24 protein-coding genes are annotated in these 25,164 nt (G+C 72.3%); 12 read left to right on the plus strand and 12 right to left on the minus strand.

Annotated elements, in window-relative coordinates:
- Positions 1-104: 104 nt before the first annotated feature.
- Positions 105-1,646 (minus strand): ATP-dependent DNA ligase, encoded by a 1,542-nt coding sequence (locus AC07FK_RS11520; protein WP_479104657.1) that lies wholly within the window; start codon positions 1,644-1,646, stop codon positions 105-107.
- A 52-nt stretch (positions 1,647-1,698) separates the two neighbouring features.
- Here AC07FK_RS11520 and AC07FK_RS11525 point away from each other — a divergent pair, with 52 nt between their 5' ends.
- A complete protein-coding gene (locus AC07FK_RS11525) occupies positions 1,699-2,145 on the plus strand; it encodes an SRPBCC family protein (RefSeq protein WP_479104658.1) in 447 nt (148 codons plus the stop codon).
- A 196-nt stretch (positions 2,146-2,341) separates the two neighbouring features.
- Positions 2,342-3,094: a PepSY domain-containing protein gene (locus AC07FK_RS11530; protein ID WP_479104659.1), complete on the plus strand. Its 753-nt coding sequence runs from the start codon at positions 2,342-2,344 to the stop codon at positions 3,092-3,094.
- A gap of 56 nt (positions 3,095-3,150) precedes the next feature.
- Here the strand turns inward: AC07FK_RS11530 and AC07FK_RS11535 are convergent, their stop codons facing one another.
- The gene (locus AC07FK_RS11535) at positions 3,151-3,375 is read right to left on the minus strand and encodes a hypothetical protein (RefSeq protein ID WP_479104660.1); all 225 of its coding nucleotides are present in this window, start codon (positions 3,373-3,375) and stop codon (positions 3,151-3,153) included.
- A gap of 78 nt (positions 3,376-3,453) precedes the next feature.
- Here AC07FK_RS11535 and AC07FK_RS11540 point away from each other — a divergent pair, with 78 nt between their 5' ends.
- Positions 3,454-4,005: a DinB family protein gene (locus AC07FK_RS11540; RefSeq protein ID WP_479104661.1), complete on the plus strand. Its 552-nt coding sequence runs from the start codon at positions 3,454-3,456 to the stop codon at positions 4,003-4,005.
- Positions 4,006-4,079: 74 nt separating this feature from the next.
- Here the strand turns inward: AC07FK_RS11540 and AC07FK_RS11545 are convergent, their stop codons facing one another.
- Positions 4,080-5,726 (minus strand): acyl-CoA synthetase, encoded by a 1,647-nt coding sequence (locus AC07FK_RS11545; RefSeq protein WP_479104662.1) that lies wholly within the window; start codon positions 5,724-5,726, stop codon positions 4,080-4,082.
- Between the two features lie 174 nt (positions 5,727-5,900).
- Between AC07FK_RS11545 and AC07FK_RS11550 the strand changes: the two genes are divergently transcribed.
- The 5 genes from AC07FK_RS11550 (at position 5,901) to AC07FK_RS11570 (ending at position 10,258) form a co-directional block, all read left to right on the plus strand.
- The gene (locus AC07FK_RS11550; RefSeq protein WP_479104663.1) at positions 5,901-6,704 is read left to right on the plus strand and encodes a crotonase/enoyl-CoA hydratase family protein; all 804 of its coding nucleotides are present in this window, start codon (positions 5,901-5,903) and stop codon (positions 6,702-6,704) included.
- Positions 6,705-6,730: 26 nt separating this feature from the next.
- Positions 6,731-7,675: a Zn-ribbon domain-containing OB-fold protein gene (locus tag AC07FK_RS11555; RefSeq protein WP_479104664.1), complete on the plus strand. Its 945-nt coding sequence runs from the start codon at positions 6,731-6,733 to the stop codon at positions 7,673-7,675.
- Complete coding sequence (locus AC07FK_RS11560; RefSeq protein ID WP_479104665.1) at positions 7,675-8,745, plus strand: thiolase domain-containing protein; 1,071 nt, start codon at positions 7,675-7,677, stop codon at positions 8,743-8,745. The genes AC07FK_RS11555 and AC07FK_RS11560 overlap by 1 nt, the downstream gene beginning before the upstream one ends.
- Positions 8,742-9,923 carry a thiolase domain-containing protein gene (locus AC07FK_RS11565; RefSeq protein WP_479104666.1) on the plus strand — a complete coding sequence of 394 codons (1,182 nt, stop codon included), beginning with the start codon at positions 8,742-8,744 and terminating at the stop codon, positions 9,921-9,923. Before AC07FK_RS11560 ends, AC07FK_RS11565 begins: the two co-directional genes overlap by 4 nt.
- Before the next feature lie 95 nt (positions 9,924-10,018).
- On the plus strand, positions 10,019-10,258 hold the full coding sequence (locus AC07FK_RS11570) for a DUF397 domain-containing protein (protein WP_479104667.1): 240 nt from the start codon (positions 10,019-10,021) through the stop codon (positions 10,256-10,258).
- On the opposite strand, the gene AC07FK_RS11575 is transcribed toward AC07FK_RS11570, so the two are convergent.
- The gene (locus tag AC07FK_RS11575) at positions 10,184-10,816 is read right to left on the minus strand and encodes a hypothetical protein (protein WP_479104668.1); all 633 of its coding nucleotides are present in this window, start codon (positions 10,814-10,816) and stop codon (positions 10,184-10,186) included. The genes AC07FK_RS11570 and AC07FK_RS11575 overlap by 75 nt on opposite strands.
- On the minus strand, positions 10,806-11,195 hold the full coding sequence (locus AC07FK_RS11580; protein WP_479104669.1) for a PadR family transcriptional regulator: 390 nt from the start codon (positions 11,193-11,195) through the stop codon (positions 10,806-10,808). The genes AC07FK_RS11575 and AC07FK_RS11580 overlap by 11 nt, the downstream gene beginning before the upstream one ends.
- Positions 11,196-11,285: 90 nt before the next feature.
- Here AC07FK_RS11580 and AC07FK_RS11585 point away from each other — a divergent pair, with 90 nt between their 5' ends.
- Positions 11,286-11,786: a hypothetical protein gene (locus tag AC07FK_RS11585; RefSeq protein ID WP_479104670.1), complete on the plus strand. Its 501-nt coding sequence runs from the start codon at positions 11,286-11,288 to the stop codon at positions 11,784-11,786.
- A gap of 24 nt (positions 11,787-11,810) precedes the next feature.
- The gene (gene lepB, locus AC07FK_RS11590) at positions 11,811-12,539 is read left to right on the plus strand and encodes a signal peptidase I (RefSeq protein ID WP_479104671.1); all 729 of its coding nucleotides are present in this window, start codon (positions 11,811-11,813) and stop codon (positions 12,537-12,539) included.
- 96 nt (positions 12,540-12,635) lie between these two features.
- On the opposite strand, the gene AC07FK_RS11595 is transcribed toward lepB, so the two are convergent.
- The 6 genes from AC07FK_RS11595 to AC07FK_RS11620 all read right to left on the minus strand — a co-directional run bounded on the left by AC07FK_RS11595 (position 12,636) and on the right by AC07FK_RS11620 (position 21,037).
- Complete coding sequence (locus AC07FK_RS11595; RefSeq protein WP_479104672.1) at positions 12,636-14,861, minus strand: terpene synthase family protein; 2,226 nt, start codon at positions 14,859-14,861, stop codon at positions 12,636-12,638.
- 103 nt (positions 14,862-14,964) lie between these two features.
- Complete coding sequence (locus AC07FK_RS11600; protein ID WP_479104673.1) at positions 14,965-17,007, minus strand: N-acetylmuramoyl-L-alanine amidase; 2,043 nt, start codon at positions 17,005-17,007, stop codon at positions 14,965-14,967.
- A 210-nt stretch (positions 17,008-17,217) separates the two neighbouring features.
- Positions 17,218-17,490 (minus strand): YkvA family protein, encoded by a 273-nt coding sequence (locus AC07FK_RS11605; protein ID WP_479104674.1) that lies wholly within the window; start codon positions 17,488-17,490, stop codon positions 17,218-17,220.
- Between the two features lie 64 nt (positions 17,491-17,554).
- Positions 17,555-18,586, minus strand: coding sequence for a PHP domain-containing protein (locus tag AC07FK_RS11610; protein ID WP_479104675.1), 1,032 nt, complete (start codon positions 18,584-18,586; stop codon positions 17,555-17,557).
- Between the two features lie 96 nt (positions 18,587-18,682).
- Positions 18,683-19,693, minus strand: coding sequence for a glutathione S-transferase family protein (locus tag AC07FK_RS11615; RefSeq protein WP_479104676.1), 1,011 nt, complete (start codon positions 19,691-19,693; stop codon positions 18,683-18,685).
- A gap of 192 nt (positions 19,694-19,885) precedes the next feature.
- Complete coding sequence (locus tag AC07FK_RS11620) at positions 19,886-21,037, minus strand: aminoglycoside phosphotransferase family protein (RefSeq protein ID WP_479104677.1); 1,152 nt, start codon at positions 21,035-21,037, stop codon at positions 19,886-19,888.
- Between the two features lie 231 nt (positions 21,038-21,268).
- Between AC07FK_RS11620 and AC07FK_RS11625 the strand changes: the two genes are divergently transcribed.
- Positions 21,269-22,756: a DNA-binding protein NsdB gene (locus tag AC07FK_RS11625; protein ID WP_479104678.1), complete on the plus strand. Its 1,488-nt coding sequence runs from the start codon at positions 21,269-21,271 to the stop codon at positions 22,754-22,756.
- A 122-nt stretch (positions 22,757-22,878) separates the two neighbouring features.
- Here AC07FK_RS11625 and AC07FK_RS11630 read toward each other — a convergent pair whose 3' ends face one another.
- Positions 22,879-24,303 carry a PP2C family protein-serine/threonine phosphatase gene (locus AC07FK_RS11630; protein ID WP_479104679.1) on the minus strand — a complete coding sequence of 475 codons (1,425 nt, stop codon included), beginning with the start codon at positions 24,301-24,303 and terminating at the stop codon, positions 22,879-22,881.
- Positions 24,304-24,513: 210 nt separating this feature from the next.
- Here AC07FK_RS11630 and AC07FK_RS11635 point away from each other — a divergent pair, with 210 nt between their 5' ends.
- Entirely contained in the window at positions 24,514-25,011 is a 498-nt protein-coding gene (locus AC07FK_RS11635) for a peptidylprolyl isomerase (protein ID WP_479104680.1), read from the plus strand.
- The last annotated feature ends 153 nt before the right edge of the window (positions 25,012-25,164 follow it).

Consider the following 25,164-nt stretch of genomic DNA (forward strand, 5'->3'; position numbering starts at 1 on the left):
GACCCGGTCCAGTGCGGTCGGGGCCGCAGGACTGCGCCGGATCCGCTCATCGGCCGACGGCGACCACGGCTAGCGGGCGCGCTCCCCGACAGCGCGACGGCCGCTCACTCCTCGGCCCGCACCGGCCCCATCGCGAGGACGGCGGCGACGGTGTCGGCCTCGGTCGCGGGCTTGTCCTCCCGGTAGCGCAGCACCCGCGCGAACCGCAGGGTGACGCCCTCCGGGTAGCGGGTGGACCGCTGGAGCCCGTCGTACGCGATCTCGACGACCAGCTCCGGACGCACGGTCACCACATGGCCGTTGTCACCGGTCGCCAGCTCCCCGAGCCGCTGCGTCTGCCAGTCGAGCATCACGTCGGTGAGGCCCTTGAACGTCTTGCCCAGCATGGCGAAGGTGCCGTCGGGCCGCCGGGCCCCGAGGTGGAGGTTGGACAGCTTGCCGGTCCGCCGGCCGTGGCCCCACTCGGCGGCCAGTACCACCAGGTCGAGCGTATGCACGGGCTTCACCTTCAGCCAGGACGCGCCGCGCCGGCCCGCCTGGTACGCCGCGTCCAGGGCCTTGAGCACCACCCCTTCGTGTCCGCGCTCCAGCGTCCGCGCGAGGAACTCCTGCGCCGCCGGCGCCTCGTCCGGGCCGGCCACCACCGTCCGGCGCACGCGCATGGGCTCGGGCACCAGCCGCCCCAGCCGCTCGTACCTCTCCCGGTAGGGCAGGTCCACCAGGACCTCGCCGTCGAGCGCCAGTACGTCGAAGAAGACGGGGGACAGCGGCAGAGCCTGGCGCGCCGCCGCCACGTCGAGGCGGGAACCGACGCGGCCAGCGATGTCCTGGAAGGGCAGCGGCCTGCCGTCCGGCCCGAACGCGAGGACCTCGCCGTCCAGGATGTACCGGTCGCCGGGCAACTCGGCGGCCACCTCGGTGAGTTCGGGCACGCGGTGCGTGATGTCGTCGAGGGTGCGCGTGAAGACCCGTACCCGCTCGCCGTCGCGGTGCACCTGCACGCGGATGCCGTCCAGCTTCTCCTCGACCGCGCACGCCCCCAGCCTGCCGACCGCCGCGCCGACGCTCTGCCCCGGCTGGGCCAGCATCGGCGGCACCGCACGGCCCACCTCCAGCCTGAACTCCGCCAGCGCCCCGGGCCCCTCGGCCAGCAGCGCGCGCCCGACCGCGACCAGCGACCCGCTCAGCATCACCGCCCTGCGCACCTCGGCCGCGGGCACCGCCGCGGCGGCGGCCAGACCCTCCGCCGCCAGCGCGTCCAGCGCGCCCTGCCGCACCTCACCGGTGAGCAGACCGAACAGGAACTTCTGCTCCTCTACCGTCGCCGCCCCCAGCAGCTCCCGCACCAGCCGCGTCCGCTCCGCCTGCGCGCCGGACCCCGACACCCCCGCGAACGCGGTCAGCGTCGCGTCCACGTCGCGCACCGTCAGCGTGGGCTCGGCGGCGGGAGCGACGGGTTCCCGCAGTACGCTCCAACCCGTCCCGATGCGCCCCTGCGGGAGGCGGCCCGCGAGGTACGGGATCACGATCGGCACGTCGTCGGGCCCGGCGCTGCGGAAGAGCTCCGCCAGCAGCGCGGTCTTGCGGGAGCGTGCGGACGTCGAGGCGATCTCCCGGGAGGCCCGGGCGAGTGTGGCCAGCAGCATGCCCCCATCCTGCAACGCCGCATGCCGCCCCGCAGTCCTTAAGGTTCCGGTTGTGGCCCTCTTCCGTGTCGAACGCCGAACCCAGCTGTCCGCCGACGAGGCATGGCGGCGCCTGACCGCGTGGGAACACCACGCCGCTCAGGTCCCGCTCACCCGCATCACCGTCAGCCCGCCGGCGCCGACGGGCGTCGGCACACTCGTCGTGGCGCGCACCGGCCTCGGACGCCTCGGCTTCGACGACCCGATGGAGGTGGTGGCCTGGGAGCCGCCGGCGGGCGCCGGCGCCGGTCACTGCCGGCTGGAGAAGCGGGGCGCGGTCGTGCTCGGGTGGGCCGAGATCGCCGTACGTCCGGCGCCCGGCGGGGCCGTGGCGGTCTGGACGGAGGACCTGCGGCTGCGGGGGTTCCCCGGGGCGTTCGACGGGGCGGTCGTACGCGCGGGACGTCTGGTCTTCGGGCGGGCGCTGAAGGGGCTGCTCGGCTCCCCGACCGGCCGGTGACCGCCGGGGGCGCCCGCCCGCTCCCGCCCTGGCGGGCCCCGCCCCCGTGCTCGCCGCTCCCGCGTTCCCCGCGTCCGTGTTTCCCGCTGCGGATCCTCCGCCAAGCGCGCGCGGGCCGCCGCGAACGGCCGTGCGATCGGGTGACTCTTGGCGTCGGCCGACATGGCGGGGCGGCGGGCAGGTTAATCGTGCGGTCATGAACCTTCAGCACCTTCGCAGGAACCGCGCCGGCAGCCCCCGTGCCCGGCGCGTCCGTATGGCCGCCCTCTGCGCCGCAGCCGTCGGCGCGCTCGTTGGGGGGTGCGGGAGCGGCGGTGACGCCAATACGTCGCACGCCGCGCCCGGCCGGCCGGAAGCCGGGCAGACCACGTCGCCGAGCCCCTCGGGTTCCGCCCGGCTCACCGAGGACCAGGCCGCACGCAAGAACCTGGTCCCGACCGCCAAGGTCACCGCCGACAAGGCGGCCGCCACGGCGGTGGATGAGGTGTCGGGCAGTACGCTGCTCTCGATCGACCTGAAGCGCCTGCGCCGCGAAGCCGGCGCGAGCCCGAGCCCGACCGCCAGCCCGACCGGCAGCCCGAGCCCCCGCGCCGTCCGGCCCGTCTGGGTCGCGAAGGTCTCCGAGAAGGACGGCACCGAGCACACCGTCCGTATCGACGCCGAGTCCGGCGACGTCCTCCGCTCCCGTACGGACGCCGGTCAGGACGCCGACGACAAGGCGGAGCGCGCCGACTGGCTCACCAAGATCAAGCAGACCCCGGAGAAGGTGGCCAAGGCCGCCACCGACCGGAAGAAGGGCACGGTCACCTCCATGGAACTGGACGACGCCGACAGCGGCGACGTCGTCTGGTCCGTCGAGGTCGTGTCCACCGACGACTGGAACAAGACCACGTTCGACATCGACGCCACGACCGGCGAGATCCTGAGCGAGGACGTCGACCGCGACTGACGCGGCACGGCGTCCGGGCGCGTCCGGCGCCCGGGCGGGCCGGCAGCGGCGCGCGGTCAGTTCTGACGCTTCGCGCGCCACCGCCGGCCCGCTGTCAGGGCCCTCTCGTTCATACGGTCCCGGACGTGGAACCACAGCAGTGCGACGGGCGCCGTCACCAGGCCGACGACCAGGGCCCGGTCCCACTCCATGCCGTTGCGCCCGAACCGGAGCATCAGGACCGACGCCACGTACACGCCGAGCAGCAGTGAAGCGGTCTCCAAGGGTTTCGGCAGATTCATGAACGCCGGGTACCCCGTCCGAACCCGCGCACGACCGTGGCGCGCACGGCGGAGTGGCGAGCAGTCCATGATGTGTGCATGAGGGTTCCTGACCGACGGATCGAACTGTTCGCCGGAGCCGGCAGCGAGCAGCGCTTCAGCGGCCCCGCGGTCGGCGACGAGCGCAGCATGCTCGCGGCCGTGCTGGACGCGCAGCGCGCCACCCTGGAGCTGAAGTGCGCCGGACTGGGACCGGAGTTGGCCCGGCGGTCCGTGTCCCCGTCCTCGCTCTCCCTGCTCGGCCTCGTCCGGCACCTCGCCGACGTGGAGCGCCGATGGTTCCGGGCCGTGCTCGCCGGACAGGACGTCGAACTGCGCTTCTCCTGCGCCGACGCCCCCGAGGGCGACTTCGACGGCGCCGGGCCCGACCCCGGCGTCGTCGCCGCGTCCTGGGCGGCCTGGCGCACCGAGGTCGCGTTCGCGCGGGAGTTCGTCGCCGGGGCGCCGCACCTCGACGTCGAGGGGCGCGACGACTGGCGGGGGAGGGTCTGCCTGCGCTGGGTGCTCATCCACATGATCGAGGAGTACGCCCGTCACAACGGACACGCCGACCTGATCCGCGAGCGGATCGACGGAGCGGTCGGGGTCTGATCAGGGCCGCGGACGCCGCCCCTCGCGCCCCGCGGCCCGTCATCGGGCTCCGCCGCCTTCGACCCGCCGGCCGTTCACGACGGTGCACGGACCCCGGCGTCGCCGGAGCCCGCCGCGACCGAACGGGCCCACCGGTAGTCCGCCTTGCCGCTCGGCGAGCGCTGGATCTCCGGCGCGATCACCAGCTGCCGGGGGATCTTGTACCCCGCGAGCCGGCCGCGGCAGTGGGCCCGGATGGCGTCGAGCCCTGGGGCGTCCGCGCCCCCGCGCAGCTGCACCACCGCCGCCACCCGGTTGCCCCACTGTTCGTCGGGCACCCCGGCCACCAGTGCGTCGTACACGTCCGGATGGGACTTGAGCGCCTGCTCGACCTCCTCCGGATACACCTTCTCGCCGCCGGTGTTGATGCACTGCGAACCCCGCCCGAGCACCGTGACGATGCCCTCCGCGTCCACCGTCGCCATGTCGCCCAGCAGCACCCACCGCTCGCCGTCCGCCTCGAAGAACGTCTCCGCGGTCTTCTTCCGGTCGTTGTAGTACCCGAGCGGGACGTGCCCGCGCTGCGCGACGCGGCCCACGTCCCCCGGTGCGACCGGTGCGTGCGTCGCCGGATCGACCACGGCGGTACGGGAGTTGACCCGCAGCCGGAACCCCCTGCCCGGGCCCGAGTCGTCCGTCGCCGTTCCGTTGAAACCGGACTCCGACGACCCGAAGTTGTTCAGCAGCACGACGTTCGGCACCAGGGCCAGGAACTGCTCGCGCACCGTCTGGGACAGGATCGCCCCCGACGAGGAGACGCTGAAGAGCGACGAGCAGTCGGCGCCCTTCAGCGGCCCGTTCAGCGCGTCGATCAGCGGCCGCAGCATCGCGTCGCCGACCAGCGACACGCTGGTGACCTTCTCCCTCTCGATCGTACGGAGCACCTCGTGCGGCACGAACTTGCGGTGGACGACGACGCGCTGGCCGAAGAAGAACCCGATGAACGCGGTGAGCGTCGACGTGCCGTGCATCAGCGGGGGAGTGGGGAAGAACGTGATCCCGTCGCCGCCGGCCGCCACCCGCTCGGCCAGCTCCTCGGGGGACTTCACCGGTTCGCCGGTCGGCGCGCCGCCCCCCAGCCCGGCGAAGAACAGGTCCTCCTGGCGCCACATCACCCCCTTCGGCATGCCGGTGGTGCCCCCCGTGTAGATGATGAACTGGTCGTCGCCGGATCGCGGCCCGAACCCCCGCCGGTCCGGAGCCGACGCCTCCGCCTCGGCGAACGGCACCGGGAGGACGGCGGGCTCCGGCGCGCCGGCCGGCGGCGTTCCCACCCGTACGAGATGCCGCAGTTTCTCCGCCCGGGGCAGGGCCGCCGCCACCCGCTCGGTGAACTCGGCGTCGAAGACCAGCGCCGCCAGGTCCGCGTCCCGGTAGAGGTAGGCCAGCTCCTCCTCGACGTACCGGTAGTTGACGTTGACGGGCACGACACGCGCCTTGAGGCAGCCCAGCACGGTCTGGAGGTACTCGACGCCGTTGTAGAGGTGCAGCCCCAGGTGCTCGCCCGGCTTCACGCCGGAGTCGACGAGGTGGTGGGCGATCCGGTTGGCGGCCGCGTCGAGTCCGGCGTAGGTGAGCCTGCGCTCCGCGCCGGTGCCCGGGTGGTCGACGTACACGAGCGCCTCACGGTCAGGGACCGCGTCGACGACAGACTCGAACAGGTCGGCAAGGTTGTACTCCACCGTTCCTCCTGACCCGGGCTGCGGAATGGCTCGTCAGTCGACGGTCATCAGAGCAAAGCCCGCCCCAAGTGGGAAGGGGATGCGCCGAAGAAAACTGACTGGCTGTCAGGAAACTATTGAAGTGGGCGCCGCCCTACTGCAACCTGTTCTCGTTCCTGAGACGGGAGGCAGTCAATGGGTGGCACGGAACACCTCACCGTTCGGCGCGAGGGCGCCACGCTGGTGCTCACCTTGAACAGGCCCGAGGCGAAGAACGCGCTGTCGCTGCCGATGCTGGTGGGGCTGTACGACGGCTGGCTCGCCGCCGACGCGGACGACGCGATCCGCTCCGTCGTGCTCACCGGAGCGGGCGGCGACTTCTGCGCCGGCATGGACCTCAAGGCCCTCGCCGGCGACCGCGGGATGGGCGGCGACCGGTACCGCGACCGCATGAAGGCCGACCCCGACCTCCACTGGAAGGCCATGCTCCGGCACCACCGCCCCCGCAAACCGGTCGTCGCCGCCGTCGAGGGGTACTGCGTCGCCGGCGGTACGGAGATGCTCCAGGGCACCGACATCCGTGTCGCGGGACGGAGCGCCACCTTCGGCCTCTTCGAGGTCAGGCGCGGCCTCTTCCCGATCGGCGGCTCGACCGTGCGCCTGCCGCGCCAGATCCCGCGCACCCACGCCCTGGAGATGCTGCTCACCGGCCGCCCGTACCCGGCCGAGGAAGCCGAACGCATCGGGCTCGTCGGCCATGTCGTCCCCGACGGCACGGCCCTGGAGAAGGCCCTCGCCATCGCCGAACGGATCAACGCCTGCGGCCCGCTCGCCGTCGAGGCGGTCAAGGCGTCGGTGTACGAGACGGCGGAGATGACCGAGGCGGACGGCCTCGCCGCCGAACTCGAGCGCGGTTGGCCGGTGTTCGGCACCGCCGACGCCAAGGAGGGCGCCCGCGCCTTCGCCGAGAAGCGCGATCCCCACTACCGCCGCGCCTGAGCACGGCGCCCGCGAAGGAGCCGTACATGCCGGATGTCCTCAGTGCCCCGCTCGTCGTCGAGTTCCCCTTCACCCGCTCCCTCGGACCCGTCCAGAGCGCCTTTCTCACGGGTCTGCGCGCGGGCACCGTCCTCGGCGTGCGGACCTCCGGCGGCAACGTCCTCGTGCCGCCCGTCGAGTACGACCCGGTCACCGCCGGCGAACTCCGCGACCTCGTCGAGGTGGCCCCCACCGGCACCGTCACCACCTGGGCCTGGAACCCCGCCCCGCGCCGCGGCCAGCCCCTGCGCACGCCGTTCGCCTGGGTCCTGGTGAAGCTGGACGGGGCCGACACCGCCCTCCTGCACGTCCTGGACGCGCCGGGCCCCGACGCCGTGCGCACGGGCCTGCGCGTCCGGATCCGCTGGGCCGCCGAACCCACCGGAGCCATCACCGACATCGCCTGCTTCGAACCGTACGCGGGTGAACCGGGCGGCCCGGCCACCCCGCACGACGGCCGCTTCGCCGACCCCGTCACCGGCATCGTCACCCCCGCCCGCCTCGACTACACCTACAGCCCCGGCCGCGCCCCCACCGACTACATCAGCGCGCTCGCCGAGCGGCGCACCGTCGGCGAGCGCTGCCCCTCCTGCCGCAAGGTGTACGTACCGCCCCGGGGCGCCTGCCCCACCTGCGGCATCGCGACCGCCGAGCGCGTCGAGGTGGGCCCGCGCGGCACCGTCACCACCTTCTGCGTCGTCAACATCAAGGCGCGCAACCTCGACATCGAAGTCCCGTACGTCTACGGGCACATCGCACTGGACGGCGCCGACCTGGCCCTGCACGGCCGGATCGGCGGCATCCCCTACGACCAGGTGCGCATGGGGCTGCGCGTCGAACCGGTGTGGACCGAGGGCGGCCGGTACCCCGACCACTACCGGCCGACCGGCGAACCGGACGCCGACTACGACGCGTACAAGGAGCTGATCTGATGGCCGCGACGCCCGCGACACCCCCGGCGCGCGAGGTCGCCGTCGTCGCCTTCGCGCAGACCTGCCACCGGCGGCGCTCCGACGAGCTGTCCGAAGTCGAGATGCTCATGCCGGTGCTGCACGAGGTGCTGGCGAGCACCGGCCTGAGGACCAGCGACATCGGCTTCACCTGCTCCGGTTCCAGCGACTACCTCGCCGGCCGCGCCTTCTCCTTCACCATGGCCCTCGACGGGGTCGGCGCGTGGCCGCCGATCTCCGAGTCCCACGTGGAGACGGACGGTGCCTGGGCGCTGTACGAAGCGTGGGTCAAGCTCCTGACCGGCGAGGCCGACACCGCGCTCGTCTACGCGTACGGCAAGACCTCGCCCGGTGAGATCCGCGACGTCACCACCCGCCAGCTCGACCCGTACTACCTGGCCCCCCTCTGGCCGGACTCCGTGTCCCTGGCCGCCCTCCAGGCCCAGGCGCTGATCGACGCCGGCGACACCGACGAACCCGCCCTGGCGGCGATCGCGGCCCGCAGCCGCACTGCCGCCGAGGCCAACCCGCATGCCCAGCTCAGCGGGCCCGTCCCCGCGGGCGACTACCTCGTACAGCCGCTGCGCAAGGGCGACTGCCCGCCCGTCACGGACGGCGCGGCGGCGGTGATCCTCGCGGCCGGGGACACCGCGCGCCGGCTGTGCGAGCGGCCCGCCTGGATCCGCGGCATGGACCACCGCATCGAGGCGCACAGCCTGGGCGTACGCGACCTCACCGAATCCCCGTCGGCCCGGCGGGCGGCCGAGCGGGCCGGGGCCTTCGACGCGCCCGTCGACACCGCCGAGCTGCACGCGCCGTTCACCTCGCAGGAGGTCGTCCTGCGCAAGGCGCTTCGCCTGGGCGACGACGTGGAGGTCAACCCGTCCGGCGGGGCGCTCGCCGCCAACCCCGTCATGGCGACCGGGCTCATCAGGATCGGCGAGGCGGCGGCCCGCATCCACCGCGGCGCGTCCGACCGGGCGCTCGCACACGCCACCTCGGGGCCCTGCCTCCAGCAGAACCTCGTCGCAGTCCTGGAGGGGGAGTCATGAGCAGGACAGCCACGGGCAAGGAGCCCGTAGCGGTCGTGGGCATCGGCCAGACCAAGCACGTCGCCGCCCGCCGGGACGTCTCCATCGCCGGTCTCGTACGCGAAGCGGCCCGGCGCGCCCTGGACGACGCCGGGCTCGACTGGGCGGACGTCGACGCCGTCGTCATCGGCAAGGCCCCCGACTTCTTCGAGGGCGTGATGATGCCGGAGCTCTACCTCGCCGACGCGCTGGGCGCCGTCGGCAAGCCGATGCTCCGCGTCCACACCGCCGGCTCCGTCGGCGGCTCCACCGCCCTCGTCGCCGCCAACCTCGTCGCCGCCCGTGTCCACGGCACGGTCCTCACCCTCGCCTTCGAGAAGCAGTCCGAGTCCAACGCCATGTGGGGTCTGTCCCTGCCCGTCCCGTTCCAGCAGCCCCTGCTCGCCGGGGCCGGCGGATTCTTCGCGCCGCACATCCGGGCGTACATGCGCCGCAGCGGCGCACCCGAGACAGTGGGCTCCCTCGTCGCGTACAAGGACCGCCGCAACGCGCTCAAGAACCCGTACGCCCACCTGCACGAGCACGACATCACCCTGGAGAAGGTCCAGGCGTCGCCCATGCTCTGGGACCCCGTCCGCTACTCCGAGACCTGCCCCTCCTCCGACGGGGCCTGCGCCATGATCCTCACCGGCCGCGCCGGGGCGGCCCGCGCGACGCACCCGCCGGCCTGGGTGCACGGCGGCGCGATGCGCAGCGAACCGACCCTCTTCGCCGGCAAGGACTTCGTCTCCCCGCAGGCGGGCAAGGACTGCGCCGCAGACGTCTACCGGCAGGCCGGCATCACGGACCCGCGCCGGGAGATCGACGCCGTCGAGATGTACGTGCCGTTCTCCTGGTACGAGCCGATGTGGCTGGAGAACCTGGGCTTCGCCGCCGAGGGGGAGGGCTGGAAGGTCACCGAGTCCGGCGCCACCGAGCTCGACGGCGACCTGCCCGTGAACCCGTCCGGCGGGGTCCTGTCCACCAACCCCATCGGCGCCTCCGGCATGATCCGCTTTGCCGAGGCGGCCCTCCAGGTGCGCGGCCGGGCCGGGGAGCACCAGGTCGACGGCGCCCGCCGGGCCCTCGGGCACGCCTACGGCGGCGGTGCGCAGTTCTTCTCCATGTGGCTGGTCGGCGCCGAACCGCCCCCCGGCTGACCGGCCGCGTTCCACGGCGCTCCCCACGCGGCCTGTCGGTCGCCGGGGACGATGGCTAGGCTGACCGCGGACGACGAACCGGGAGGAGCAGGGACGTGGCCGAGACCATCACCGCGCAGCGGCTTGCGGGCCGGGACAAGCCGGAACTGGACCTGAGCAAGGCGGACTGGCAGTCGGGCAGTCAGGGGACGGGCGACGTCCAGATCGCGTTCGTCGAGGGGTTCGTCGCGATGCGCAACGCCGCCGCCCCCGGCAGTCCGTCACTGATCTTCGACCCGGCCGAGTGGCGCGCGTTCGTCGTCAACGCGCGCAACGGCGCCTTCGACCTGACCTGAGCCTTCTGCGCTCGCCGATGTGGCCCGACGGTCGGCCACGAAGTACGGCAAGCCGGGAACCATCATCAGCAGGGCGCCCCACAGCGGCATTTCGAAGAGCGGATCGTCGCCGGTCAGCCAGGCCGTGAGGAAGGCGGCGGGGAGCCCGACCAGAAGCTGGACGACCAACAGCTTTCTGAAACCGAGACTCCCTCGCCGCGTCTCCCAGGTGAACACGACCATCGCGAGGGTGGCGCAGAGTACGAGGCGGCTCGGGACGACGGGCCGCTCGTACGACCAGTGCAGCAGGTGGGAGAGCAGCAGCATCGGGCCGAAGACGCACGGGATCAGCGCCGTCATGCGCAGAGCCCGCCGGTGCAGTGGCTTGCGCGCTCGCGCCCACGCGGCGGCGAAGGACTTCACGTCCTCCCCGACGACGTCCGTCACGCCACGCCCGGCCGCCGCGGCGTCGTCCAGGTGTGCGGAGAGCTCGTCGAGCATCTCCCGTACGGAGGCGGCGTCCATGCCGCGGTATTCCCAGTTGCTTCGGCAGACGGCCAGCACGTGCTCAGGCGTCATGGTGTGTTTCCCCCGGATCGTTCGGATCGTTGTTCAAGGTCCGCCCGACCGCCTCGGAGAAGTGGTGCCAGGCGGCGCGGCCGACGGTCAGTTCGGCCCGCCCCTCGTCGGTCAGCCGGTAGTACTTGCGCGGCGCGCCGCCGGTGGCCGAAGGGGCGCGGAAGGTGTCCGCGAGACCCGCCCGCTCCATGCGGGCCAGCAGCGGGTAGATGCTGCCCTCGCTGACGAGGTCGAGCCCCGTCGCGGCGAGGGCCTCGACCAGCTCATAGCCGTATCGCGGCCGCTCGGCGATCACCGCGAGCAGGCACAGGTCGAGCACTCCACGCAGCAGCTGGCTGCGCCGCTGGTCACCTGCGGCGCTGGGCGGCTTCGCTGTCATGCGGTACAAGATAGTGGCCGCTGTCTTGCGCCGCAAGATAATGTCGCGCCCCGACGCCGGGAGGCCCTCCGGGCCACGTACCATGGCGGCATGTCCTTCCTCCGCCGCCGCCCCTCCGCCACTCCCGCGGGCCCGGAATTCGATGTCCTGGCCATGGACCCGGGCGACTGGCCGGGCAACCTCGGAGCAGGCCTCCTGCCCGCGCCCGACGGCAGCTGCCAGGGCGTCTTCCTGCGCTACGACCTGTTCGGCGGCCGCGGCCCCGCGATGATCATCGGGAACCTGCCGGAGGGCTCGCCCGCCCGGGAGCTCGAGGAGGGCCAGGTGCCCTTCGAGGTGGCGCAGCTCCTCCTGGCGCTGGAGAACGACGAGCCCGTCACGGTCACCGGTACGGAGGACATGCCGGTCATGCAGGGCGACAACCTGCTGATCGTGCGCCGTATCAAACTCTCCGAAACCCGCATCTCCTGCGTACAGTTCGACCGTAGCGACAATGTGCTCGTCACGATCGCCAGCTGGGACCGGCCGATCACCGACGACCTGTACGCGCTGCTGAAGCCCCTGCCCGCGGAGTTGTTCCAGCAGGGCTGAGTCCCTGTGAGGCGAGGAGTGGTTGTGGCGGACACGGCGGTCGGCGAACCGGAGGCGCGGTACCGAAAGCCGGACAGGAGGAAGCAGCGCCCTTTCTGGACGGAGCTGCCGCTCCTCGTGGTGATCGCCCTGCTGCTGGCGCTGGTGATAAAGACCTTCCTGCTCCAGGCGTTCTCGATCCCGTCGGACTCCATGCAGAACACCCTCCAGAAGGGTGACCGGGTCCTCGTCGACAAGCTGACCCCGTGGTTCGGCTCCGAGCCGGAGCGCGGCGAGGTCGTCGTCTTCCACGACCCGGACAACTGGCTGAGGAACGAGCCGACGCCGCGCACCAACGGCTTCCAGAAGGCGTTGAGCTTCATCGGTCTCATGCCGTCCGCCGAGGAGAAGGACCTGATCAAGCGGGTCGTCGGGGTGGGCGGCGACACGGTGGAGTGCGAGGGCGAGGGCCCGCTGAAGGTCAACGGCAAGGCACTGGACGAGCCGTACGTCTTCCCCGGCAACACGGCGTGCAGCACCGACGACGGCGGGCAGTTCAAGGTCACGGTCCCCCGCGGCCACCTCTGGGTGATGGGCGACCACCGCCAGGCGTCCGGCGACTCCCGCTACCACCAGCACGAGCCCGGCCGCGGCATGGTGCCGGTGGACGACGTGGTGGGACGCGCGGTCGTGATCGCCTGGCCGGTCGGCCGGCTGGACAACCTGCCGGTGCCCGGCACCTTCGGGCAGCCGGACATCGCACCGCGGCGCTGACCGCGCCCGCCCGGTGGTGCGTCCGCGCGCCGGTCGGGCGTACGCCCCGGTGGCGCACCTGCCACGAAAGCGACCGGTGCGCCACCGGGGACGCGCCTACGCGGGCGACGCGACCGGCCGGCCCAGCAGACTGAGGACCTGGGCGGCCGAAGTGCCGAGACCCGTGGGGCCGGACAGGTGCCACGGGGCGCCGCCCGTCCCCGACCGCAGGTCCGCGTCGTGGTAACGGACGCACTCCCGGTGCCAGTTCAGGATGCCAGCCATCCAGTCCTGGAGTTCGCGCACATAGCCGTCGAGGATCTCCCGGGCCCCGGCATCCAGCGCGAAGTCGTCGTACAGCACCGGCAGTTCCACCGCGATGACGTGCTGGAACTGCCGCATCCGGCCCTTCATCAGCTCGTGCACCATGCCGACCCCCGTCGGGTAGTCCACACCGAAGAAGTTCTGCACGACGAGGACGGCGTTGTGCACCTCGCCCTCGAACTCGATTTCCTTCTGGTACGAGAAGAGGTCGTTGAGCAGCGCGGCGTAGTCGACCGCCGAGTTCTCCAGCGACCGGACGGGGCCGCTGCGATAGATCTCGTCCGGCACCCGGTCCCCGTGTGACAGCCGGCACAGCCGCATCGTCATGTCCGCGCCGAAGGTGAACCGCCGCATCTCGATGTAGTCCACCGGGTCGGGCACGCGGTGCAGCGCCTGATTCGCCAGCTCCCACTCCCAGCTGGCGATCATGTCGTCGACCGACGTGCGGAACGTGCGCCGGGAGGCGTCGTCCATCGGCCCCGCCGTCCGCCGCCACAGATCGGCCAGCCCCCGCTCCATCGCGTCGGCCGGTTCCGGCACGGGCTCGCCGTCCAGCGGCATGAAGAGCCGCAGCCGCTCGTTGGCCGCGCGCGCCCCCGCCAGGTCGCGGGTGCGTCCGTAGATCACGGGGTACAGGTCGTCGCCGTACGTCCCCCAGGTGAGCCAGTTCGACGAAAGGTCGAGTTCCTCCGGCGTCGCGTCCGGTTGCAGGCCCGCCGAGCACAGCGGCAGGTCGATGTTGCGCGCCCGCCGCTCGTCCCAGACGTGCGACGCGGGCCGCCCCGGCTGCGGCTCCAGCATTCCCATGCGCCGAGCCCAGGCGATGTTGCGCTCCCGCGCGCCCGCCAGGTGAGGGCTGAGCCGGAGCCGGTACGGGAAGTCCAGCTCGGGCACGATCGAGGGACCGACGTGCTGGTACGGCACATGGCTGTGCTTGCGCAGCCTCGCGGTCTCGGCGCGCGGGGTGAAGCGCAGGGTGGCCGCCGCCATGCCCCAGCCGGTTCCGGCGGGCCCGGCCGTCTTCCCGCCGCCGTTCATGTACCGGCTGGACCGCAGGTGCCACTCGTGGCCGCCCGACTGCCAGTCCTGCAGGCCCTTGGCGTACGCCAGTACGGCGGCGGTCTCCGCCGGGCTCAGCCCCTGCTCGGCGCAGAGTGGACCGACTTCGGTCAGCACGGTGTTCTCGAACTGCTGGAGGCGCGACGTCAGCAGGTCGTTGACGGCTTCGGCGGCTTCCTGCGTCGTGCAGCCGAGGAAGTGTTCGAGGACCAGTACGCCGTTGCTGTTCTCCTGCTCGTCCTCCACCTCACGCTGGTACGAGAAGAGGTCGTTGCGCAGGTGCACCGCGTCGGAGAACGTGTCGCGCAGTACGCCGAGCGCCCGCGAGTGCGCCACCGTGGCCGGGACCTCGGCGTTCGCCGCGAACTCGACGAGCCCCGCCGACCAGGGGGCGCCGCCCACCTTGCGGCGCATCTCGATGTACTCGACGGGGTTGGCGATCCGCCCCTCGTCCATGTTGGACAGTTCCCACAGCGACTCGTTGAGCAGGTTCCTGGTCGACTCGGCGAATCGTTCCCGCCAGGCACCCGTCATGCTCGGCACGGTCCGGGCCCACAGGTCCGCGAGCCCCGCCTCGACCGGGTTCTCCGGCTCCGGCATCCCGTCGGCCAGGTCCATCGGCATGAACGCCGGCAGCCGGTCCAGGTAGCGCTTGCCGCCCTCGCGGTCCAGTGACCTCTTGAAGGTCTCCAGGAAGTGGTCGTCGAAGAAGAAGACCCACACGTACCAGTCGGTGACGAGCGCCAGCACGTCGGACGAGCAGTCGGGATGGGTGTACGCGCAGAGCAGTGCGTAGTCGTGGGCCTCCAGGTCGCGCTCCTCCCAGACGCCGGAGCCTTCCAGCATCTCCATCCGGCGTGCCCACTCCCGCGTGTGACGACGGGCGTCGTCGACGTGGGGATTGAGCCGCGCCGGATACGGAACGTAGAAGTCCGGCAGTGTGAAGGGCTGCTGTGCCATGTATGTCGGGCCTTTCCTGGGCGTCCACGCGTCCACCGTCGCGCGGACCGGTCAATTCCGCCCAGCCCTACCCGTAGCCCGGACGGCCCAAGCCCCGGCCTGATTAGTCACACAAAGGGGCGCCGTCGCCGTCCGCGGCCGGCGGCGCCCCCTCGTCCGCCGCCGCGCACCAGGACCTGAGTACGCGCACGTCAGCGGCCTTCACGTAGGCCACCCGGTGCCCGAACTGGATCTCGTAGTAGGCCTCCTTGCCCCGTACCACCCGGTGCCCGGCCGTCTCGAACGCCGGAGCGAAGAAGTACTCGCCCGGAGCCCGGTCCCCGATCACGTAACGCTGGCCGGCGAGCAGCTTGTACGGCAGCGGCGAGATCGCCTGCACCGGCACGGACGTCCCCGCGTACGCGGCCGCCTCCGGATAGGCCCGCCCGTACACCGGCACCTCGCCGGTGCCGTCCCTCGGCGTCAGCATCAGGCCGCGCGAGGCGACCGCCGTGGGCCGCGTGCGCGGGTTGTGGAACCAGGCCCGCTGCCCCAGGTACCAGATCGCGGTCCAGTCGCCGCTGCGCCCGGCGACGGCGAACTGCTGCCCCGTGGAGGCGCGGGCGCCCGTGTCGTTGACTCCGTTCGTCGAGTCCTCGCCGCCGGGACGCAGGCCGGCGTCCTTCACTAGCGGGGCGTCGTCGGCGGGCGCGGTGTGCAGCCGGACGGCGCCCGACCCGTGCGGGGCGCACGGGTCGCCGGCCTGCACGCAGCCCGTGTAGAGCGGCCGGTGGCTCCCGTACTCGGGCCGGACGGTCACCACACCGCTCTTCGGGCCCGCCGTCGGGGTGAAGGGCCTGCCGAGCAGTTCGAAGTAGTGCGCCCAGTCCCAGTACGGACCAGGGTCGGTGTGCATCCCCCGGATGTTCGCGGTGACCGTGCCGGGCACGTTGTCGTGGCCCAGGACGTGCTGCCGGTCTAGCGGAATCCCGTACCGCTTCGCCAGGTACGTCACCAGCCGCGCCGACGTGCGGTACATCGCCTCCGTGTACCAGGCGTCCGGCGAGGTGAGGAAACCCTCGTGCTCCAGGCCCACGGACTTGGAGTTGACGTACCAGTTGCCCGCGTGCCAGGCGACGTCCTTGAGCGGCACGTGCTGGGCGATGTGCCCGTCCGAGGAGCGCAGCGAGTAGTGCCAGGACACGTAGCGCGGGTTCTGAACCAGCTGCAGCGTCGTGTCCCAGGTCGCCTCGGTGTCGTGCACGACGATGTATTCGATGCCCTGGGTCCGGGGCCGGTCGGCCTTGTCGTGGTTGCCGTAGTCGCCGTCCCCGAACTCCTCGTACGGGGCGGGAATCCACTCGCACGCCACCGTCCTCGGGCACTCGGTGGGCCCGGCCGCCGCCGTCCGCAGACCGAGACCGGCCGCCTGCGCGCGGTCGGGCTCGATCCCGGGAGTGCCGGGAAGGGCCACCTGCCGGCCGCTGTCGGTGGTACGCCGCTGCCCCGTGCGGATCACGTCGTACACGTCGTTCGCGTACGTCGTCGCGGTCGCCGTGTCGTCGGCCCCCGAGAACAGGGCGACGGCTCCGTACCAGTCGGCCGGGTCGGCGCTCGGCGGATGTCCGAGCCGCTTCTGCGCGGCGGCCAGCAGCGCGGCCCCGCCCCGGATGTTAGCGGCGGGGCTCCGCCGCAGCTCCGCGCCCGGCAGGCCGGTCAGGGCGGCGGCTCGCTCCAGCGTCCGCAGACGCGGCGGGAGTTCGGAGACGTTCGGCAGGCCGGCGTCCCCGCCGGTCCGCGCGGGGCGCGCGCCGTCACCGCGCGGGTCCTCGCCGGAGTCCGAGTGGTGCGGCGCCCGCGCCAGCGCCGCCTTCGCGTCGGTGAGGTGCATCGGGCCGTAGCCGCCGGTCACACTCGGCGCGCCGCCGTGTGCGTCCCAGCGGGACTGCAGGTACGACACGCCGAGCAGCACACTCGACGGCACCCGGTACTCCGAGGCGGCCGTCTCGAACGCGCGCTGCAGCGCATCGGACCGGGGCTGCTCGGCCGTGGCGGAAGGGCCGGCCGACAGCAGCGGCAGCACCAGCGCGGCACAGGCCACGAAGCCCCCGGTCCGCCGGGCACGTCCGCTCGCGGTCGCGGAACGCGACGTCACGGATCCTTGCAATGCGGCCTCCAGGGACGGGTGGTGCGCGAAGGACCTGCGGGCGGGAACCCGACTACAGGGGTATCGGCTCCCGGACGATCCGTCAATGAGGCTCCACAGCCGGGACTTCGCACGTCAGCGCCGGTGCGGCGGAGTTTCACCGCGGCAGCGCGCGGGCCTGCGGCGCGTCAGTGGTGTGCACCACCGACGCGCCGCGAAGCCCGCCGGAGGTCAGGTCACGTCACGCCCCGCGCGCACCGACTTCAGCGCGAGGAGCAGGACGCCGATGTCGTCGAGGAACACCGGGTCGGGCATCAGGTCCGCGGGCAGGACCAGATAGGCGACAGCCGCCCAGAACACCCAGGGGCGCCCCTCAGGCAGTCCGGCCTCCCGCAGACTCCGGCGGGCGCGCACCAGGCGTACGAGCACGAACACCGCCACGGCGAGTGTCGCCACCACCAGCACCACGGCGACGGCGAGCAGGATCCAGGCTTCGGTGCTCATGCGCCCTCCAGGCGGCTCGGGTTCCGCGCACTGTTCTACCTCGTCTGCCCGTGCCGGGGGCGGTTCAGGCACCGGACGACGGCAGGTCGCGCGTACGGGTCCACGCCAGGAGGTCGTCCAGGGCCCAGGTGTTCACCACCCGCTCCGCGGGCACGCCGCACTCCTCGGCCCGGGCGCACCCGTAGATCTGCCAGTCGAGCTGGCCCGGCGCGTGCGCGTCGGTGTCCACGGAGAACAGCACGCCGGCGTCCACCGCGCGGCGCAGCAGCCGCCTGGGCGGATCGAGACGCTCGGGCCGGCTGTTGATCTCCACCGCGGTGCCCGACGCGGCGCAGGCGGCGAACACCTCGTCCGCGTCGAACTGCGACTCGGGCCGCCCGCGCCCGGTGATCAGCCGGCCCGTGCAGTGCCCGAGGATGTCCGCGTGCGGGTTGGACACCGCGGCGACCATGCGGCGGGTCATCGCGGCGGCGTCCATGCGGAGCTTGGAGTGCACGGACACCACGACCACGTCGACCCGCTCCAGCAGCTCGGGCTCCTGGTCGAGCGAGCCGTCGAGAAGGATGTCGCACTCGATGCCGGTGAGCAGCCGGAACGGCGCCCAGCCCTCGTTGAGCGTGGCCACTACGTCCAGCTGCTCGCGCAGCCGTTCGGGCGACAGCCCGTTGGCGACCGTCAGTCGGGGGGAGTGGTCCGTGAGCACCGCCCACTCGTGTCCCAGCGCCGCCGCCGTACGGCCCATCTCCTCGATGGGGCTGCCGCCGTCCGACCAGTCGGAGTGCAGATGGCAGTCCCCGCGCAGCAGCGCGCGCAGCTCCTCACCGCCCTCCGTCCGGGGTCCGGCGCTCTCCTCCTCCAGCCGCTTCAGATAGGCGGGCGTCCCGCCGGCCAGCGCCTCGCGCACCACCTGCGCGGTCTTGGGCCCGACGCCCTTGAGCGTCTCCAGCGAACCCGCCGCCGCGCGGCTCGCCGCCTCCCCTTCGGGGAGCGCGGCGACGGTCGTGGCGGCGGTCCGGAACGCGCGTACGCGGTAGGTGGGGGCCTGTGCCCGTTCCAGCAGGAACGCGATCCGTTCCAGAGCCTCGACGGGATCCATCGGCACCCTCTCGTACGCACCCGGGCCAGCAGAGGTGTCCAGCTTCGCCCAGAGCCGCGACGCGCGCACGTCCGCGCATGGCACCCGGCGGGGACCCTACGGCTGCCCCGGGGCCGGCACCCGCTCCGCCGCCGGCACCGGGCCCGGCGGCGTACCGTCCCCGAAGGGACGGCCGCCCAGCTCCGCCCGGTGGTGCGGGCTCAGCCACCCCGAAAGGTCCGGCCCCAGCGGCACGATGCCTGCCGGGTTGATACCGGTGTGCACCCGGTAGTAGTGGCGCTTGATGTGGTCGAAGTCGACGGTGTCCCCGAAACCGGGTGTCTGGAACAGGTCGCGTGCGTACGCCCACAGCACCGGGTTCTCGGCCAGCTTCCACTGATTGCACTTGAAGTGCCCGTGGTAGACCGCGTCGAACCGCACCAGCGTGGTGAAGAGGCGGATGTCCGCCTCCGTGATGGTGTCCCCGACGAGGTAACGGCGGTCCGCGAGCCGCTGCGCCACCAGGCCGAGCCTCCGGAAGACGTCCCGGCAGGCGTCCTCGTACTCGCTCTGCCGCGTCGCGAAGCCCGCACGGTAGACCCCGTTGTTGACGTCCCGGTAGATGCCGTCCATGACCTCGTCCAGCTCCGCGCGCAGCTTCTCCGGGTAGAGGTCCGGGGCGCCCGGCCGGTGCAGCGCCGCCCACTCGGTCGCGAAGTCCAGCGTGATCCGCTGGTAGTCGTTGGTGACCAGCCTGCCGCTCGGCACGTCCACGAGGGCCGGCACGCTGACCCCACCGCCGTACCCCGTCTCCCGCGCGTCGTACGCCTCGCTCAGGTACCGGATGCCCAGCACGGGGTCGCGGTCCCCCGGATCGAGGGTGAACCGCCAGCTCCGGTCGTCCTGGACCGGATCGGCCACGGCCAGCGAGACGGCGTCCTCCAGACCGAGCAGGCGCCGCGAGATCACCGCGCGGCTCGCCCAGGGGCAGGCGCGGCTCACCACCAGCCGGTAGCGGCCGGCCTCGACGGGCCAGCCGTCCCTGCCGTCGGCCGTGACGCGGTCCGTGAAGTGGCTCTTCGACCGCGTGAAGGGATTCTTCCCGTACGCGGCGTTGCCGTCGTTCATCGTGGCCTTCCTTCCGGGTGGATACGGAGAGCCTTCCCCGTCGGCGCCCGGGGCCGCGCGCTCCGGCACACGGGCTGCCGACACCGCCATTGTGCCGCCGGCCACCGCCGCCCGGCGCGAACCGGCACTCTCCGCGGCAAAGCACTGGCCCACCCGGTGACGACCGGGTGGGCCAGTGCTTTCCCCTCTCCGTCAGCGGGTGCCGACAGCCGCCCGCACGGCCCGCCGGGCCATCGCGCAGTCGTCGTGCAGTCGCCGCAGCAGCAACCGCTGCTCCTCACCGGTCGACACCCCGCCCGCCGACGTCTGCCCGGCGGCCCCGCCCGCCGGCGCGGCCTCGCGCATGGTGCGCTGGACAGCCGTCTCGTACGTACGGATCTCCCGTGTCAGCACGAGCATCAGGTTCACCAGGAACGCGTCCCGCGACGCCGTGCCCGGCGCCTGCGCCAGCTGGCTGATCTGCCGCCGGGCCGCCGGAGCGTCGCCCAGCACCGCCCACAGCGTCGCCAGGTCGTACCCCGGCAGGTACCAGCCGGCGTGCTCCCAGTCGACCAGTACGGGCCCGGCCGGTGACATCAGGATGTTGGAGAGCAGCGCGTCGCCGTGACAGAACTGCCCCATGTTCTGCCGCCCGCCGCCCGCGTGCGCCACCCCGTGCAGGAGCTTCTGGAGGTCTCCCAGGTCCCGGTCGGTGAGCAGACCCAGTGCGTGGTACCGCGAGATCCGCGAGGCGTAGTCGAGCGGCGCTTCGAAGATGCCGGGCGGCGGGCGCCACGCGTTGACCCGCGTGACGGCGCCGAGCACGGCCCGCAGATCGGCGCGGGGCGGCGCCTCGGCGGGATGCCGGGTGAGCGCGGCCACCCTTCCGGGCATCCGCTCGATCACCAGCGTGCAGTTGTCGGGATCCGCGGCGATCAGCCGGGGCACCCGCACAGGCGGGCGGTGCCGGACGAACGCGCGGTAAGCAGCTATTTCGTGCCGGAACCTCTCCGCCCAGGCGGGGGAGTGATCCAGTAAACACTTGGCGACCGCGGTGGCGCGGCCTGTGGTGCCGACGAGCAGGACGGAACGTCCGCTGCGGCGCAGTACCTGCACGGGATTGAACTCCGGGCAGATCCGGTGCACCGACGCGATGGCCTTCCTGAGCTGCGCGCCCTGGGGACCGGACAAGTCGAGTCTCCCGCTGAGCGGTGGGGAACCCAGTCCTGCCGCCGCGCGCCTGGCCCGTCCCGCGCCGAGTGACGCTCCGCCGGCGTGGTGGGGATCGAGGTACGGTCCGCTGCCCGTCGCCACTGGACGGTACGGCCGAGGCGGGGCGGACACGGAGGACGATGCTGTGTACATGGGACAGATCCCTTCGCGCGCCGACGAGTTACGTGCGCCGCCCGCCCCGGTCAACCGGTCGGCACCCTGGGGAATGCCGGCCGGTTGCCGGAACGGGGTGGCGCTTTCTTACCTGACACCCGCCCGCGGGTGGCACACCATCTGGCGGACCCTGGCGAACCCTGGCGAATATGCCCGGCGCCTCTGACGCGGGGTTACTGTCGAAATCAGCCGAGAACCTGGGGGCTTGAAGTGACCGGAGAACCCAACACCCGCCTGGCAGACCTGTTCGGCCTCGCCGGCTGGTCCAAGGGCGAACTCGCGAGACTGGTGAACCGGCAGGCGGCGGCCATGGGCCATCCGCAACTGGCCACCGACACCTCGCGCGTTCGACGCTGGATCGACACGGGGGAAGCCCCGCGCGATCCGGTGCCCAAAGTGCTGGCAGCTCTGTTCACCGAGCGACTCGGCCGTGTCGTGACCATCGAGGACCTCGGGTTCGACCGGCACGGGCGCACGGGGAAACGGCGGGACGTCAGGAGCACAGATAATCCCGACGGTCTTCCGTGGGCGCCCGAACGGACGGCGGCGGTCCTCACCGAATTCACGGGAATGGACCTCATGCTCAACCGACGCGGCTTGGTGGGCGCGGGCGCCGCGCTCGCCGCAGGCTCCGCACTCAGCAGCGCCATGTACGACTGGCTCCACACCGACCCCGCTCTGACGACCGACGCTCCACGCATCGACGATCCCCTGCACGCCGACCCCGCTGGGTACGACCGCTACGAGGCCGCCCCCATCGGGTCGCAGGAGATCGAAGAGCTCGAGCGGTCCGTCGAAGTGTTCCGCGCCTGGGACGCCGCCCGTGGCGGCGGGCTCCAGCGCAAGGCGGTGGTGGGCCAGCTCAACGAAGTGGGCGGCATGCTCGCCTACCACCACCCCGACCACCTCCAGCGCAGGCTGTGGGGCGTCGCCGCCAACCTGGCGGTGCTCGCCGGCTGGATGTCGCACGACGTCGGCCTCGAACCCACCGCCCAGAAGTACTTCATCATCGCCGCGCACGCGGCCCGCGAGGGCGGGGACCGCCCCCGCGCGGGCGAGGCCCTCTCCCGCGCCGCCCGCCAAATGGTGCACCTGGGGAAGCCCGACGACGCCCTCGACCTGATGAAGCTCGCCAAGTCCGGCTCCGGCGACCAGATGCTGCCGCGCACCCGCGCCATGCTGCACACCATCGAGGCCTGGGCGCAGGCCGCCATGGGCCGCGGTCAGGCGATGCGGCGCACGTTGGGCGAGGCGGAGGAACTGTTCGTCTCCGACAAGGGAGACGTCCCGCCGCCGAGCTGGATGCAGATGTTCGACGAGGCGGACATGCACGGGATGCAGGCCCTGGCCTTCCGCACGCTCGCGGAGCACGACCCGTCGGCGGCGATCACGGCACAGCGGCACGCCAAGCAGGCGCTCGATCTGCGGGCCGGCGGCAGGCAGCGGTCGAAGATCTTCGACTATCTGTCGCTGGCCTCCGCGTGCTTCATCGCGGACGACCCGGAGCAGGCCGACCGGTACGCACGCCTCGCGCTGGTGTCGATGGGGGAGACCTCGTCGCACCGCACGTGGGACCGGCTGCGCCAGATGTACCGGCTCACCGGTGAGTACGCCGGCTACCCGAAGATCCAGGACCTGCGCGAGGAGATCCAGCTCGCGCTGCCGGCCAAGAAGACGAACAGGAGCACCAGCATCTAGGCCGGCTGTTCCGGTCCCGGAACGCCGGCCACCGACACGGCTGTCACCACTCGACCACGACCGACCACGACGACAGCAGAGCCGTCGTCCACGCCTTTCTTCGTTCGACTTCTACGCGACTTCTACGCGGCGATCCGGGCGATCAACACGCACGCGTCGTTCTCACGCTCCACGCCACCGAACTCCTCGACGGTCAGCCGCACGCACTCCTGCGCGCTGCGGGCCCCCGCGAAGCGCGGTGCGAGATCCAGCAGCCTGGAGGCGCCGGCATCGTCGGTGGGCGTGCGGCGCGCGATGCCGTCGGTGTGCAGCACCAGCAGGTCACCGGCGCGCAGCTGCACTTCGGCCTGCCCGTACGCCGCCCCGGACGTCGCCCCGAGCAGGACACCCTCGGGCGGCGTCAGCGAACGCCCCGTCCCGTCGCGGAACAGCAGCGGGGCGGGGTGGCCTGCCTGCGCCCAGGTCAGGATCCGGGTGACCGGGTCGTAGCGGCAGCACATCGCGCTGCCGAGCGCGGGCTGCGCCGAAGCCTCCAGGAGCTGGTTGAGGTGGCCCATCAGGGCGCCGGGCGCGATACCCGCCATGGCCATACCGCGCAGCGCGCCGAGCAGCATCGCCATCCCGGAGGTGGCGGCCACCCCGTGCCCGGTCAGGTCTCCCACGGTCAGCAGCGTCTGGCCGCCGGGCAGTTCCAGCGCGTCGTACCAGTCGCCGCCGATCAGCGCGCTCGACGCCGAGGGAAGGTAGTGGGCGGCGAGATCGAGCGCGGCGGGGCCGCCGTGCGGCAGCCGCAGGGGGCCGCGCCACGACGGCAGGACGGACTGCTGCAGCTCGACCGCGATCCGGTGCTCGGCACGGGCGATGTGCTCCTGGCGCCGGAGCGTGTCCTGGGTCTCGTGCACGGTCTGCCGGCTGCGGCGCAGTGCGCTGACGTCCCGCAGCACCGCCCACATGGAGGCGGTGCAGCCGTCCGCGTCGAGCACCGGCTCGCCCATCATGTGCAGCGTCCGTACGGCGCCGTCGTCCGTGCGGCGGATGCGGAACTCGCCGTCGATCGGCTTCCCGTCCACCAGGCAGTCGGTGACCATCGAGGCCAGGAACGCCTGGTCCTCCGCCAGCAGCATGGACGGCAGCTCGTCGAGGGTCAGCGGCCCGCTCTCCGGCGCTCGGCCGAAGATTTCGAACAGCTCGTCGGACCAGCTCGCCTCGTCGGTCAGCAGGTTCCACTCGGCGCTGCCGACCCGGGTGAGTAACGCCGTGCCGCTCGCGGCCGGCGGCCGGTCGGCGGGGGCTTCGGCGGCCCGGTCCGGCAGGCCGGCCTTCAGCTGCCCCAACTGCACGCCCAGGTCGTCGAGTTGGTGGACCGCCAGGTCGCACAGGGCTCGCTGCCAGCGCCCCTGCGGATCCTCGTCGTCCGCCACGGCCGCGTCCCGGCGCACCGCGTCCACGTCCCCGCGCAGCCGGCGGGTCTGTGAGATCAGCGCGTCGACGGAGCGCCGCTCGGGGGGCTGGGGCGCAGGACGGTCCGCGAACAGATGGGACGGCATGTCGTACTCCGATACAGGCGCGGCCAAACCAGGTCTGAAGAATGGACCAGTACGACTGTGGCACAGCCGGGAAAGGCCCGTAAGGGCTTTGGCAACACTCGATCCGGTGGTGCTTGCGGCATATGCCAACGGCCTCTCCGAAGGTGCCCGAAAACGCCCCCACGGGATGCCGGATGCACGAGACGCCGCCCGGGATGTCAGGATAGGGCCATGACGATCAAGGCTTACTTCGACATCACCATCAACGACGAGGCCGCCGGGCGGATCACGTTCAACCTGTTCGACGACGTGGTCCCCAAGACGGCGGAGAACTTCCGCGCCCTGGCCACGGGCGAGAAGGGCTTCGGCTACGCCGGTTCCTCCTTCCACCGCATCATCCCGGCGTTCATGCTCCAGGGCGGCGACTTCACCCGCGGCGACGGCACCGGCGGCAAGAGCATCTACGGTGAGAAGTTCGCGGACGAGAACTTCAAGCTCAAGCACGACCGGCCGGGCCTGCTGTCCATGGCCAACGCCGGCCCGGGCACCAACGGCTCCCAGTTCTTCGTCACCACCGTCGTGACGCCGTGGCTGGACGGCAAGCACGTCGTCTTCGGCGAGGTGGCCGACCAGGAGAGCATGGAGCTCGTCAAGAAGATCGAGAGCTTCGGCACGTCCAACGGCAAGCCGAAGGCCAAGGTCACCATCGCCGAGTCCGGCGTCGTCTGATCCCCGGTTCCCGGGCTTCTCGCCGTGAGCGCGACGGGACAAGTCCCCCCTCGGGCAGGTCTCCCCCACTCCCCCCAGTTTGGGTGGTTGCTTCTTATCCCCATGGGAACACACCGTTCTTCGGCACACACATCCCTCCCCATCCCGAAGAAA

The organism is Streptomyces sp. NPDC046122 (assembly GCF_056429965.1).

Bases quoted from the DNA above. Each gene is read 5' to 3' on its own strand.
- AC07FK_RS11520 (WP_479104657.1), bottom strand. From the start codon at position 1,646: ATGCTGCTGGCCACACTCGCCCGGGCCTCCCGGGAGATCGCCTCGACG.
- AC07FK_RS11530 (WP_479104659.1), top strand. From the start codon at position 2,342: ATGAACCTTCAGCACCTTCGCAGGAACCGCGCCGGCAGCCCCCGTGCC.
- AC07FK_RS11535 (WP_479104660.1), bottom strand. From the start codon at position 3,375: ATGAATCTGCCGAAACCCTTGGAGACCGCTTCACTGCTGCTCGGCGTG.
- AC07FK_RS11540 (WP_479104661.1), top strand. From the start codon at position 3,454: ATGAGGGTTCCTGACCGACGGATCGAACTGTTCGCCGGAGCCGGCAGC.
- AC07FK_RS11550 (WP_479104663.1), top strand. From the start codon at position 5,901: ATGGGTGGCACGGAACACCTCACCGTTCGGCGCGAGGGCGCCACGCTG.
- AC07FK_RS11555 (WP_479104664.1), top strand. From the start codon at position 6,731: ATGCCGGATGTCCTCAGTGCCCCGCTCGTCGTCGAGTTCCCCTTCACC.
- AC07FK_RS11560 (WP_479104665.1), top strand. From the start codon at position 7,675: ATGGCCGCGACGCCCGCGACACCCCCGGCGCGCGAGGTCGCCGTCGTC.
- AC07FK_RS11565 (WP_479104666.1), top strand. From the start codon at position 8,742: ATGAGCAGGACAGCCACGGGCAAGGAGCCCGTAGCGGTCGTGGGCATC.
- AC07FK_RS11575 (WP_479104668.1), bottom strand. From the start codon at position 10,816: ATGACGCCTGAGCACGTGCTGGCCGTCTGCCGAAGCAACTGGGAATAC.
- AC07FK_RS11580 (WP_479104669.1), bottom strand. From the start codon at position 11,195: ATGACAGCGAAGCCGCCCAGCGCCGCAGGTGACCAGCGGCGCAGCCAG.
- AC07FK_RS11585 (WP_479104670.1), top strand. From the start codon at position 11,286: ATGTCCTTCCTCCGCCGCCGCCCCTCCGCCACTCCCGCGGGCCCGGAA.
- AC07FK_RS11595 (WP_479104672.1), bottom strand. From the start codon at position 14,861: ATGGCACAGCAGCCCTTCACACTGCCGGACTTCTACGTTCCGTATCCG.
- AC07FK_RS11605 (WP_479104674.1), bottom strand. From the start codon at position 17,490: ATGAGCACCGAAGCCTGGATCCTGCTCGCCGTCGCCGTGGTGCTGGTG.
- AC07FK_RS11610 (WP_479104675.1), bottom strand. From the start codon at position 18,586: ATGGATCCCGTCGAGGCTCTGGAACGGATCGCGTTCCTGCTGGAACGG.
- AC07FK_RS11615 (WP_479104676.1), bottom strand. From the start codon at position 19,693: ATGAACGACGGCAACGCCGCGTACGGGAAGAATCCCTTCACGCGGTCG.
- AC07FK_RS11620 (WP_479104677.1), bottom strand. From the start codon at position 21,037: ATGTACACAGCATCGTCCTCCGTGTCCGCCCCGCCTCGGCCGTACCGT.
- AC07FK_RS11630 (WP_479104679.1), bottom strand. From the start codon at position 24,303: ATGCCGTCCCATCTGTTCGCGGACCGTCCTGCGCCCCAGCCCCCCGAG.
- AC07FK_RS11635 (WP_479104680.1), top strand. From the start codon at position 24,514: ATGACGATCAAGGCTTACTTCGACATCACCATCAACGACGAGGCCGCC.